This window comes from Autumnicola aciditolerans (assembly GCF_041679265.1).
Taxonomy (GTDB): Bacteria; Bacteroidota; Bacteroidia; order Flavobacteriales; family Flavobacteriaceae; genus Autumnicola.
The window spans coordinates 218112-231433 of record NZ_JBGFSM010000001.1 but is presented as its reverse complement, the minus strand read 5'-3'; the positions used below and the strand labels follow the sequence as shown (position 1 = coordinate 231433).

10 protein-coding genes are annotated in these 13322 nt (G+C 41.1%); 9 read left to right on the top strand and 1 reads right to left on the bottom strand.

What is annotated here, in order from left to right; genetic code table 11:
* The first annotated feature begins 150 nt into the window (after nt 1–150).
* The 7 genes from topA (at nt 151) to AB8M93_RS01005 (ending at nt 9695) form a co-directional block, all read left to right on the top strand.
* Complete coding sequence (topA, locus tag AB8M93_RS01035) at nt 151–2673, top strand: type I DNA topoisomerase (RefSeq protein ID WP_373055716.1); 2523 nt, start codon at nt 151–153, stop codon at nt 2671–2673.
* 6 nt (nt 2674–2679) lie between these two features.
* Nucleotides 2680–3840, top strand: a complete 1161-nt coding sequence (locus tag AB8M93_RS01030; protein ID WP_373055714.1) for a formimidoylglutamase — start codon at nt 2680–2682, stop codon at nt 3838–3840.
* A 114-nt stretch (nt 3841–3954) separates the two neighbouring features.
* Nucleotides 3955–5319, top strand: a complete 1365-nt coding sequence (porK, locus tag AB8M93_RS01025; protein WP_373055712.1) for a T9SS ring complex lipoprotein PorK/GldK — start codon at nt 3955–3957, stop codon at nt 5317–5319.
* A 61-nt stretch (nt 5320–5380) separates the two neighbouring features.
* Complete coding sequence (gene porL / locus AB8M93_RS01020; RefSeq protein ID WP_373055711.1) at nt 5381–6037, top strand: type IX secretion system motor protein PorL/GldL; 657 nt, start codon at nt 5381–5383, stop codon at nt 6035–6037.
* A gap of 54 nt (nt 6038–6091) precedes the next feature.
* Nucleotides 6092–7636: a type IX secretion system motor protein PorM/GldM gene (gene porM, locus AB8M93_RS01015; RefSeq protein WP_373055709.1), complete on the top strand. Its 1545-nt coding sequence runs from the start codon at nt 6092–6094 to the stop codon at nt 7634–7636.
* 13 nt (nt 7637–7649) lie between these two features.
* Nucleotides 7650–8543, top strand: a complete 894-nt coding sequence (gene porN / locus AB8M93_RS01010; RefSeq protein ID WP_373055707.1) for a type IX secretion system ring subunit PorN/GldN — start codon at nt 7650–7652, stop codon at nt 8541–8543.
* A gap of 93 nt (nt 8544–8636) precedes the next feature.
* Nucleotides 8637–9695, top strand: a complete 1059-nt coding sequence (locus tag AB8M93_RS01005; protein ID WP_373055705.1) for an NAD(P)/FAD-dependent oxidoreductase — start codon at nt 8637–8639, stop codon at nt 9693–9695.
* On the opposite strand, the gene AB8M93_RS01000 is transcribed toward AB8M93_RS01005, so the two are convergent.
* Complete coding sequence (locus AB8M93_RS01000; RefSeq protein ID WP_373055704.1) at nt 9692–10078, bottom strand: DUF983 domain-containing protein; 387 nt, start codon at nt 10076–10078, stop codon at nt 9692–9694. The two genes, AB8M93_RS01005 and AB8M93_RS01000, sit on opposite strands and share 4 nt — an antisense overlap.
* Nucleotides 10079–10220: 142 nt before the next feature.
* Here AB8M93_RS01000 and AB8M93_RS00995 point away from each other — a divergent pair, with 142 nt between their 5' ends.
* Both AB8M93_RS00995 and AB8M93_RS00990 read left to right on the top strand, forming a co-directional pair.
* Nucleotides 10221–12140, top strand: a complete 1920-nt coding sequence (locus tag AB8M93_RS00995; RefSeq protein ID WP_373055702.1) for an ABC-F family ATP-binding cassette domain-containing protein — start codon at nt 10221–10223, stop codon at nt 12138–12140.
* 58 nt (nt 12141–12198) lie between these two features.
* Nucleotides 12199–13314, top strand: coding sequence for an efflux RND transporter periplasmic adaptor subunit (locus AB8M93_RS00990; protein WP_373055700.1), 1116 nt, complete (start codon nt 12199–12201; stop codon nt 13312–13314).
* Nucleotides 13315–13322 lie beyond the last annotated feature (8 nt).

The window sequence follows — 13322 nt, the reverse complement described above, 5'->3', positions numbered from 1 at the left end:
CTTTGTTTGGTTTTTTGAAACGCCCGCTTTATCAGCGGGCTTTTTTAATCTCCAATCTTCCGTTCAGGAAGAAATAAAAAGGGAATATCCCAGAGAATTATCAGGTTAAAAAAAAATTGATATACTTTTGTACCGATAAAGATAAAATTTATGGCAAAGAATTTAGTGATTGTGGAGTCTCCTGCTAAGGCCAAAACTATAGAAAAGTTTTTGGGAAAGGATTATAAGGTCACTTCCAGCTTTGGGCATATCGCAGATTTGCCAACCAAGGAGCTTGGAGTGGATACCGAAGGGGATTTTACTCCTAAATATATAGTCTCAAGGGACAAGAAGGATGTGGTTAAAAAGCTTAAAGGGCTTGCTAAAGATGCAGGTATGGTATGGTTGGCGAGTGATGAGGACCGGGAGGGAGAAGCCATTGCCTGGCACTTGGCAGAAGAGCTAAAGCTGGATAAAGCCAAGACAAAAAGAATTGTATTTCATGAGATCACGAAATCTGCAATTTTAAAAGCGATTGAAAATCCGCGTGGGATAGATTATAACCTGGTAAACGCTCAACAGGCGAGACGGGTGTTAGACCGGCTGGTAGGATATGAATTGTCCCCGGTCTTATGGAGAAAAGTAAAAGGAGGGCTTTCTGCCGGAAGAGTGCAAAGCGTGGCGGTAAGGTTAATCGTGGAGCGGGAGCGCGAAATCCAGGATTTTACTGCAGAAGCTTCTTACCGTATAGATGCTGAGTTTGCCACTGAAGAAGAAAAAACTTTTAAGGCAAAAATTCCAAAGAATTTTGAAACCAAAGAGGATGCGAAGAAATTTTTAGAACAAAATTTAGGCGCTAATTTTAAGGTAGCTGAACTTTCTACCAAACCGGCAAAAAAATCGCCTGCACCGCCTTTTACAACATCCACCCTGCAACAGGAGGCATCCAGGAAATTATATTTCTCAGTAAGTAAGACCATGACCATGGCCCAACGGCTTTATGAGGCCGGGCACATCACTTATATGAGAACCGATAGTGTGAACCTTTCTGATGATGCCCGCAAAGGCGCTAAACAGGAAATCCTTAAAGCCTACGGGGAAAAATATGCCAAAGCGCGCCAGTTTAAAGGTAAAAGTAAAGGAGCACAGGAAGCACACGAGGCCATACGTCCTACCAGTTTTGAAAATCATAGTGTAAATGCAGACAGGGATCAGCAAAGATTATATGAGCTTATCTGGAAACGTGCCATCGCTTCGCAAATGAGCGAAGCGCAATTGGAGCGCACCAATGTTAAAATTGAAGCCGATAAGCATGATAAACATTTTACCGCTAACGGAGAAGTTCTGAAATTTGACGGATTCTTGAAAGTTTATCTGGAAGGATCTGATGAGGAAGATGAAGAGCAAAGTGGAATGTTGCCCGCATTAAAAGAAAATGAAGCCCTTCAGAATTTATTCATTTCTGCCACCGAAAGATTTACACGGCCTCCGTATAGGTATACAGAAGCTTCTTTGGTTAAAAAGCTTGAAGAACTGGGGATAGGAAGGCCGTCTACCTATGCCCCAACAATTTCCACAATTCAAAACAGGAAATATATTGAAAAGGGTTCTGTAGACGGTACTGAAAGAAATTACGCCCAGCTTATGCTGGAGAAAAATAAGGTTTCAGAGAAAACCTTAACCGAAACCGTTGGGAGTGACAAAGGAAAACTCGTGCCAACCGCTACAGGAATGGTGGTTAACGATTTTTTAGTCAATCACTTTTCTAATATTCTTGATTATAACTTTACCGCGAAAGTAGAGCAGAATTTTGATGATATTGCCGATGGGAACGAGGAATGGACGCACATGATGAAAGACTTCTACAAAGATTTTCATCCGCATGTGCAGGACGTGGCCAAAAACGCCGACAGGGAAGTAGGGGAACGCATCCTTGGGGAAGATCCCGAAACGGGCAAACCGGTAAGTGTAAGATTGGGTAAATTTGGGCCTATGGTCCAGATTGGATCAGTAGAAGACGACGAAAAACCCAAATTTGCAAGCCTTAGTCCGGACCAGACGCTGGATTCCATTACCTATGAAGAGGCGATGGATCTTTTTCAGCTTCCGAAGAAATTAGGAGAATATAAAGGAGATAATGTTGAAGTAAATAACGGGCGCTATGGCCCGTACGTAAGATTTGGAAAAAAATTCGTCTCACTTGAAAAAGGAGAAGACCCTCTAAATGTAGATTTTGATCGGGCAATGGAGCTTATTAAAGAGAAAGAAAAGGCTGATGCCCCTATTTATGAGTATGAAGGGCTCCCGGTGCAAAAAGGGGTTGGCAGGTTTGGCCCTTATCTAAAATGGAACAACATCTTCATAAACGTTAATAAAAAGTACGATTTTGACAATCTTTCCGCAGAAGATATAGAAACGCTTATCGAGGATAAGAAAAGAAAAGAGCGGGAGAAGGTAATCCACAATTGGGAAGAGGAAGGGATTCGTGTAGAAAAAGCAAGGTGGGGCAGATCTAATGTAATAAAGGGCAAAACCAAGGTGGAGCTGCCAAAAACAGTAGATGCAGGGAAACTTACTTTAGAAGAGGTTAAGGATATTCTTGAAAAGAATACCAAAAAGAAAAAACCGGCAAAGAAAAAGGCATCGGCAAAGAAGAAGACCGCAGCTAAAAAGAAAACCACGAAAAAGAAATAACAGCCTATGGATTTTGATTTTTTGAGTCCGGTGCATGAAGATTTACTGGATGAGATTTCAAATTTGGATAGACAATCTATCGGTGCCAATATAAAAATACATACCGCAGAAACCGGCCTTCCCGAACTGGATAATGTTCAGGTTGCAATTATAGGAATTAAGGAAAACCGGCGATCTTCCAACAGGGATGAAGCGCTTCATTTTTATAAGGTAAGATCTGCTTTCTATAAGTTGTTTCCAGGGAACTGGCATATTAATTTTGCGGATTTGGGAGATATAGAAAAAGGCGCAGAGGTAGAAGATACCTACTTCGCAGTGCAAAGTATTGTTGCTCAACTGGTAAAAAAAGATGTTATCCCATTATTACTGGGAGGAAGCCAGGATCTTATTTATGCCCAATATCGTGCTTACGATACCCTCGACCAAATGGTTAATTTAGTCAATATTGACCGTAAATTTGACTTAGGCGATGCCGATAATCCGATTTCTAATGAGTCGTACGTAGGAAAAATCGTAATAAATAAACCATACAATTTATTTAATTATTCCAACCTTGGCTATCAAACCTATTTTAATTCTCAAAATGAAATTGAATTGATGGAACGTCTCTTTTTTGACGCCTACAGGTTAGGAGAAATAAGTGCGGATATTGCGCTTATTGAGCCGGTTATGCGAGATGCTAATTTAGTTGGCATGGATCTTGGAGCAACCAGTGCCACCGCGATGGGGCACGGGCTTCATGATTCCCCCAATGGCTTTGACGGGAAAGAGATTTGCTCCCTGGCAAGGTATGCGGGAATAAGTGATAAAGTATCATCTTTTGGGATTTATGAATATGATTCCAGGTACGGATCCTTAGGAAATATGCTCGTTGCGCAGATCATGTGGTATTTTATAGAAGGTATAAATTACAGGTCTAATGAGAATACTATTTCGGCAAAACAGGAATTTATAAAATACCAGGTTCCTGTAGATGAGGATATTCTTGTTTTCTTTAAAAGCCCTTTAAGCGGACGCTGGTGGATAGAAATTCCATTTCTTGCAAATGTGAATACTAAATTAAAAAGACATACGTTATTACCTTGCAGCGAAGAAGATTACCTGGAAGCTTGCAATCAGGTAATTCCCGAAAGATGGTATAAAGCCAAGAGAAAAAACGAAGTTTAAAAAATTTTCAGACAATAATTTGATTTACTGTATTTTTATCGAAAATATTGTTTTTTATAAAATATTTAGATAGGTTTACCGCCGTAAATTGAATGTCTTAACCTAGGAGAAATTATGAAGAAGTTTATTTCGCTAATTGCTGTTCTGGCCTTGCTTGCAGGCTGTGGTCGTAGTGACCGGGGACAGTTGGTAGGTGCGAGAGGAAAAAAGTGGAATCCGGAGAAGCCTTATGGTATGACATTAATTCCGGGAGGGGCATTTATCATGGGAAAATCTGATGATGATATTGCTGACCAAAGGAATGCTCCGCCAAAAACAGTGACGGTTCGCTCTTTTTATATGGATGAAACTGAGATTACCAATGCTGAATACAGGCAATTTGTTAACTATGTGAAGGACTCTATTATAAGGGTGCGTCTTGCGATAATGGCAGAAATGGAAGGTGCCGTGCCGGGTGACGGTGGCATTGGGGAATTTGCGTTTGCAGATGCAGATCCCGAAAATATGACTCCTTATGAAGAATATATGCTTAATGCATATGGAGAAGGAGGCCCAAGCGATACCTACGAAAACAGGAAGCTTAATAAAGACGTGGAGCTTTATACTGAAACAGAAGATTACCCCGATGTTTATTATGCTGAAGTAATGGATTCTATGTACATTCCTTTGGATGAAGTGTATAACGGGCAACGTACTATAGACGTTAAGAAGCTGAAATTTAAATATTCCTGGATGGACATTCAGGCTGCGGCCCGTTCTAAGGAAGACCGCAGTAACTTCATTAAAACTGAAGAAATTTCAGTTTATCCAGATACCACCGTTTGGATCAAAGATTTTAATTACTCCTATAATGAGCCTATGCATAACGATTATTTCTGGCATAGTGCTTTTGATGATTATCCCGTGGTTGGGGTTTCCTGGAAACAGGCCTGTGCTTTCGCGCAATGGCGTACCATGTACCACAACCAGTTCCGCAAGGGAAAAGATCTTGAAAATGTTCCAACTTACCGGCTTCCAACAGAAGCGGAGTGGGAATATGCCGCCCGTGGTGGCCTGGAAGGGGCTACCTATCCATGGGGCGGTCCTTACGCAAAAAATGACCGCGGATGTTTTATGGCTAACTTCAAGCCGCTGCGCGGGGATTATGCTGCAGACCAGGCTCTCTATACCGTAGAAGCCAAATCCTACGAGCCAAACGATTATGGATTATATAATATGGCCGGGAACGTGGCAGAGTGGGTGTTTTCTTCCTACGATCCTATTTCTTATGAATATATGTCTACCATGAACCCCACCGTGAACAATCCGGACGATATGCGAAAAGTGGTACGAGGCGGTTCCTGGAAAGATGTGGCTTACTTCCTTCAGGTGAGTTCCAGAGATTATGAATATGCAGATTCTGCAAGAAGCTATATTGGTTTCAGGACGGTGCAGGATTATTTAGGGACAGACGTTACCCTTAACCAGTCCAATAGATAAGAACCTTAAATTTACTCAAACAATAAAAACCTATTTCTAGAATCTAATCCTTTATTAAATTATGGCAAAATCAAGATCTACAAAAAAGATAACAAACATGGTGTACGGTTTAGGTGCATCTGTGGTAATATTAGGTGCGCTTTTTAAAATTATGCACTGGCCGTTCGCTAATCCCATGCTTATTGCAGGTCTTGTGGTAGAGGCTTTTGTATTCGCTTTCTCTGCTTTTGAACCGGTAGATGATGAGCTGGACTGGTCTCTGGTTTATCCTGAACTGGCAGGTGGGCCTGCTTCCAACAGGCGTACCGCAACAGTTATAGAAGAGGAAAAGGAAGCAGAAGGGCAGCTGTCTAAAAAACTTGACAATATGCTGAAAGAAGCAAAAATAGACGCTAATCTTATGAGTAGCCTGGGAGAAAGCATTCGAAATTTTGAAGGTGCAGCCAAAGGCATTGCCCCAACAGTAGACGCAATGGCTTCCCAAAAGAAATACAGTGAAGAACTGGGTGTTGCGGCTTCACAAATGGAAACGCTTAATAATATTTACAAAGCACAGGTGGAATCTGCTGCACGCCAGGCAGAAATTAATGAGGCAGTGGCTGAAAATGCCGGCAGGTTAAAAGAAGAAATGGATTCTTTAACCCATAACCTTTCTTCCCTAAACAACGTTTACGGTGGAATGTTAACAGCTATGCATGGAAATCCTGCCAGAGTATAAGCCAGTAATAAGGAGCTTAAAACCAAATCTTTACACTAAACAAACTACTTTATAATGGCGTCTGGAAAACAATCACCAAGGCAGAAGATGATAAACCTGATGTATCTGGTTTTCATCGCGATGATGGCCTTGAATATGTCAAAAGAGGTATTGACCGCTTTTGGATTAATGAATGAAAAGTTAAATGTAACGCAGGCTTCCTACGAACAGCGTAATGAAGCTTTAATGGCAGGTCTGGCCACAAAGGTGGAAGAGCAGCCCGCTAAATATACCTCTATTAAACAGGATGCAGAGAGAATAGATGAATTGTCCAGTAATCTTAATTCTTATATAGAGAACCTTAAATCTGAACTAAAGAGTTCTGTAGATGATGCTACAGATTATGAAACTATGGATAAATCCAACACCATGGATGAGATGTTCTTTCAAAGTGGTGTAATTTCTCCTAAAGGAAAAGAATTCCTTAATCAAATTGAGACTTATCGTCAGGGTGTTTCAGACATTCTGCAGGGAGAGTATCCGCAAATTGCCAGTAAGGTAAATGTTCAGCAGGAGTTTTCTACCGGTGAGGTGACCACCAGGGAAAATGTGAAAATGCCCTGGTTGGAGTATCATTATCAGGGATTCCCGCTTATTGCATCTATTACAAAATTAACCCAGATGCAGGCTGATATCAAAAGTACCGAAAGTGAAATTCTTTCTTCCATGCTATCAGGGCAACTGGAAAGTGAAGTTTCCCTTACCAATTATCAGGCTATTGTAATACCAGATAAAACTGCTTTCTTTAGTGGTGAAAATTTTACCGGAAGGGTTGTTCTTGGAAGAGTAGACAATACTTTACAGTTTGAGAACGTTATTATTAACGGAAACGAAGTCGAAAGTACCGAGGCCGGGCAGGTAATGCTTGATTTTCCGGCTGGAAATGTGGGTGAAAAGGAAATCACCGGGGAACTTCAGTTCCAGGAAGGAGACTCTTTGGTTAGAATTCCTGTTTCAAGTTCTTATGCGGTAATTCCAAAACCTAATTCTGCGGTGATTTCAGCAGATAAAATGAATGTGGTTTATCGTGGAGTTCAGAACCCCATGACTATTTCCATTCCTGGGGTATCTAATGTCACCGCTAATGCGCCCGGATTGAGATCTACCAGTGGTACAGGAAATTATGTGATGGATGTAACCACCCTGCAGGCCAGGGAAGTAACCATTAATGTTAGTGGTACATTGCCAGGGGGAGAAAAAGTGTCAGACAGTAAAACCTTCAGGGTAAAAGATATTCCAAGACCTGTTGGTACTATCCGTGGCGAAGACGGCTCTGTACAGATGCAGCGTAACAGTCTTGAAATTGCCACTGTGGGAGCAAATTTACCCGATTTTGATTTTGACCTTAATTTAAATGTTACCGGCTTTAGCTTTAAAGTACCGGGACAGCCAACCATCAGGATCAATGGTAGCCGATTGGATGACAGGGCAAAGTCTGCTCTACGAAGAGCCGGTAGAGGAGAATCTGTTCAGATATTTGATATTGAGGCCCAGTTGGCAGGCAATTCAGGTTATAAACTTAAACAGGTGGCTCCTGTGTTTATTGAGCTTACTAATTAAAAATAATTAAACAATGAGCTGGAGAAGATTTTTGGTTTTTAGTTTCACAATTGTTCTTGGCGCGTCTTCTTACGGGCAGGCAAATATTTTAAATGCCGATAGCCCTGAAGAAATCGGGAAGTTAAGTGAAGCGCAAAAATTGGTGGAGAGGAATGATAAGCCATTGGAATATGGGTATGTTGGAGACCGTGATATTCTTTGGTCTAAAAATACCTGGGAGATTATAGATCTTGATGAAAGGGTAAATTTCCCGTTTTACTATCCTATTGATACCAATAATATAGGAAACAACAGGAGATCCTTATACGATGTTCTTGTAAAAGCCGTGAAACAGGGTGATATTAAGAATATTTATGCCGATTCCTATTTTAATGAAAAACGTACCTTAAAAGATATAGAAGCCACCCTTTCTAAAATTGACACTACAGATCTTGGTATCGAGCAGTATAATGCCGGGGAAGAAGTAGATCCCCAATTTATTGATCGCCGGGACCTTGGTTCGGCAGATATTGCTGAATATCATATTCGCGGAATCTGGTATTTTGATAAGGTGCAGGGAGAATTGAGGTATAGGCTGTTAGGGATTGCCCCTGTGGCTCCAGATGTTAACTTTATTGACTCCGGGCAAACCGACCTGGTAGAGCTATTTTGGGTATTTTATCCGGATGCAAGGGAAGTGCTGCATGATGCCAAGGCATTTAACGGTGCAAACACTGCAATGAGTTTGTCTTTTGACCATTTACTGAATGCCCGCCGGTTTAACGGGGTGATCTATAAGGAGGAAAACGTGCAGGGAGACCGCGAAGTGGAGGAATACATTCCTGAAAACGCCTTTATGCAGTTGTTGGAATCTGAGCGTATAAAAGAACAAATCCGCAATTTTGAACAGGATATGTGGAACTATTAATTTCAAAAGTTTCAAAAATTACAAGCGTCTTCTTCGGAAGGCGCTTTTTTATTATAATATGTTTACATTAATAAAATTTTAAATTCCGTTGCTATGCTGGATTATCTCGTTGTTGGTTTAGGTTTAAGCGGGCTCACCGTCACAGCAAGGCTGGAAGAGGAGGGAAAATCTTTTGAGGTATATGAAGATCATTCCCAAAGCGCTTCCCGGGTGGCCGGGGGTATTTTTAATCCTGTAATTTTAAAGCGGTTTACCCTCGCCTGGAAAGCAGATGAGCAGATAAATGAAGCTATTCCGTTTTATCAACGCTTAGAGAAGAAGTATAACAAGAAATTTGTTCATTTTTGGAACATCTATCGCCGGTTCCACTCTGCAGAAGAGCAAAATAACTGGTTTGATGCTGCCGATAAGCCGCGGCTTTCTGGATTTCTTGATGCTAAACTTGAGAAGGAAATTAACGGCAATATTTCTTCTGAATTTTCCTTCGGAAAAGTGCGACATACCGGAAATATTGATACTAAGGCCCTGCTGGAGCACTACCGCCAGGACCTTCAAACTAAGAATTTATTAATAGCTGAAAGATTTGATTATGACCAGTTGGAAACAGCAGCCGGTTTTGTTAGCTATAAAGGCAAGAAAGCGAAACGGATAATTTTCTGTGAAGGCTTCGGGATGATTAAAAATCCCTTTTTCAGCTATCTTCCGCTTAGAGGAAATAAAGGAGAATATATTATCATCAGGGCCAAAGACCTTCAGCTGGATAAAGCGGTAAAATCTTCAGTTTTCATTATGCCGCTGGGGAATGACCTGTACAAAGTGGGCGCAACTTATGATCATCGGGATAAAACCACGTCTCCCACAAAAGAAGCAAGGGAAAAACTGGTAACAGAAACAGAAAAATTGATATCCTGTAAGTATGAAGTTGTAGGCCAGGTGGCGGGAATAAGACCAGCCACGGCAGACAGGAGGCCTGTTATTGGCGCCCATCCCGAAATTCCTAATATGTACTGCTGCAACGGGTTTGGAAGCCGCGGAGTGCTTATTGCCCCAATGGCTTCCCGGGAATTAATTGATTTTATTGAGAGAAATGCTGAAATTTCTCCTGAAATGAACCTGCAACGCTTCACCAAAAAGCATTACCGCAAAACCTAAGATTTTCCGGCGTCTTTCTTGTAGCTGAAGAAAAAGTTTATCCAGATATTTCTGGATAATCTTGTAATTACCGGCATAAAAACTACCAGGGTTCCTACAATGGCAAAAAAAGAAGTGAGCGGGGTGGAATTTAGAAAAACATAGGAAATGATGAACGCAGCCACAGAGAACGCCACTCCCACCGCATAACTCACATACATGGCACCATAAAAAAAGGAAGGTTCTATTTTGTACTTGGTGCCGCAATGGGAGCAGCGTTCATGCATCTCAAAAATCCTTCCCAGCTTGTAAGGGTTACTTTCTTTATACATGCTTTCTTGCTGGCATACAGGGCAGGTGCCTGTGAGGATGCTGTATAGTTTTGTCCCTTTTAAGAATTTCATTTGGTGGTTTTAATGCAGAGTCAGGAAGTTAAAAAATATAGCCCGGCTGTATAGGTTATTGAGAAAAGGCTTTTTAGAGCCCCTGTATGATTTTTTTTGCATGACAAATTTAAGCATCTTTGCAAAAATTTAATCAGATTTCATGCTTAACATTCATAATCTTTCCGTTTCGTTTAATGGGGAATACCTTTTTGAAGAAATAACCTTCAGGTTGGGGGCAGGAGACCGCGTGGGCCTTATTGGGAAAAACGGCGCCGGAAAATCCACCATGCTGCGCATTATTTCCGGAGAGCAGGAGTACGATACAGGGAGTATTGCCAAAGACAAAGAGCTTAAAATAGGTTTTCTAAAGCAGGATATAGATTTTGTAAAAGGCCGCACGGTTATTCAGGAAGCGCAGCAGGCTTTTGAGGAAATCAAAAGTATGGAGAAGCAAATTGACCATATTAATGAGCAGCTTGCCACACGTACAGATTATGAAAGTGAAAGTTATACCCAGCTTATCCAGGATTTGAGCGAAAAAACTCATCAATACGAAATTATTGGCGGGTATAATTATGAAGGAGAAACCGAAAAGGTATTGCTGGGCCTTGGATTTCAAAGGGAAGATTTTAATAAACTCACCGATACTTTTTCCGGCGGCTGGAGAATGAGGATAGAACTGGCTAAACTTTTACTTCAAAGCAATGATATCCTGCTTCTGGATGAGCCAACCAACCACCTGGATATAGAAAGTATCATCTGGCTGGAAGCATTTCTTAACAATTATCCCGGGTGTGTAATTCTTGTTTCGCACGATAAAATGTTCCTGGATAATGTAACTAACCGTACCATAGAAATAAGCCTTGGGAAAATCTACGATTTTAAAAAACCTTATTCCGAATTTATGGAATTAAGGGGTGAGCTCAGAGATCAGCAACTGGCCGCGCAAAAGAATCAGCAGAAGGAAATAGAGCAAACCGAAAAGCTTATTGATAAGTTTCGTGCAAAAGCTTCCAAAGCTTCCATGGCACAGTCTTTAATTAAAAAACTGGATAAGATAAACCGCATAGAAGTAGATGAAGATGACAATGCGGTTATGAATATTTCTTTTCCCGTATCCATACAACCGGGGAAGGTGGTGGTTGAAGCGGAGCATGTGGGGAAATCGTACGGGGAGAAAAAGATCCTGGAAGACATCAACCTTCTTATAGAAAGAGGAAGTAAAATTGCCTTTGTTGGGCAAAACGGGCAGGGTAAAACCACGCTGGCTAAAATTATTATAGATGAAATTCCTCATTCCGGTGAACTAAAGCTGGGCCATAACGTTCAACTAGGGTACTTCGCGCAAAATCAGGCCGATTATCTGGATGGAGAAAAAACCGTTCATGATATCATGATAGATTCGGCTAATGAGAAAAACAGAAGTAAGGTAAGGGATATGCTGGGATCATTTTTATTCCGCGGGGACGAGGTAGATAAAAAAGTAAAAGTATTATCCGGAGGGGAGCGCAACAGGCTGGCCCTTTGTAAATTAATGTTGCAGCCTTTTAATGTGCTGGTAATGGATGAGCCTACCAATCACCTCGATATCAAATCAAAGAACGTTCTTAAAGAGGCTCTAAAGAAGTTTGAAGGAACGCTTATCCTGGTTTCTCACGACAGGGACTTCCTGCAGGGATTAACCTCAAGAGTATATGAATTTAAAAACCGTAAGATAAAGGAATATCTTGGAGATATAGATTATTACCTGGAGCAACGGCAATTTGAAGACATGCGGGCGGTGGAGAAGCGCGAAAAGCAAAAAGCCGTTACAGTAGATAAAGCAGATACTACCACCAGGCAATCTTATGAAGATCAGAAGAGATTAAAATCCCTTAACAACAGGTTGAGTAAAGCGGAAGCAAAGATTACCAGGCTAGAAAAAGAATTAAAAGAAAAAGACGTGGCGCTGGCTTCCAATTATGAAGAAACTATCTCCCGGCCAGATTTTCTCGATAAATACAACCACAAGAAAATGGAGCTTGATAAATTCATGAAAGAATGGGAACAGATTCAAAAGGAACTGGATAAATTAAGCTAGTATTATTTTTGGCCTTTTTTAAACCTATTTGGTTTTTATTAGTCCTAGTTATGAAATTATGGAAAAACGAAAAATTATTCTCTCCGTTCTTGGGGTAATCCTGGTGGTGCTCTCTGTTTTTGGCGCTAAGGCAATTATAGACAGCAACGTTAAAGAAACCCCACCCGTCTCAAAAGTTGTAAAAAATGTTTTTGTAGACACCGTTCAAAACAGGAAAGTTCCCATCGTGATTCCTGCCAATGGAAATGTAACTGCCTTGCGAAGGCTGGAACTATATTCTGAAGTGCAGGGTATATTCCTGAACAGCAGCAAGGAGTTCAGGCCAGGACAAAAATATAAAAAAGGGCAGGTGCTTCTAAATATTAACGCAGATGAGTATAAGGCCAGCGTGCAGTCTGCTAAAAGTGAACTTTACAATAGTATCACTTCCATAATGCCCGATCTTAGGATGGATTATCCTGAAGTCTTCGAAAAATGGCAAAATTACCTGAACAATTTTGATATCCTTAAAACGGTACCGCCGCTTCCTGAAATAGATTCAGATAAAGAAAAATATTTTATCACCGGCCGTGGCATCATCTCTTCCTATTATGCAGTAAAAAACCTGGAAGAACGGCTTAGAAAATATACTCTTGTAGCTCCTTTTAACGGAGTGCTTACCGAGGCTCTTGTGAACAGGGGAACGCTTATAAGGCAGGGGCAAAAACTGGGAGAATTTATAGACCCTTCAGTATACGAACTGGAAGTGGCAATCGCTAAAAAGTTTAGTGATTTACTTCAGCAGGGAGAAAAAGTAGCACTTAGCAATCTGGACGGGACAAAAGGTTTTGAAGGCACCGTGAGCCGTATCAACAGCAGGATAGATCAGGAAACACAAACGATCCAGGTTTTTATAAGGGTGGATGATGAAGAAATAAGTGAGGGCATGTACCTGGAGGCAAGGTTAGCCGCCAAGGATGAAGAAAACGCTATTGAAGTTCCAAGAGAGTTGCTGGTGGACAGGTCTAAACTTTTTGTGGTAAAAGATAGCGTGCTGGATCTGGTAGATGTGAACCCGGTTTATTTTACCAGCAATACCGTAGTGGTAAAAGGCCTGCAAAACGGTACTAAAATTCTTTCGTCATCTGTCCCTGGAGCTTATGCCGGAATGCTGGTGAATATCCAGGAAGATTAATCCCGGCA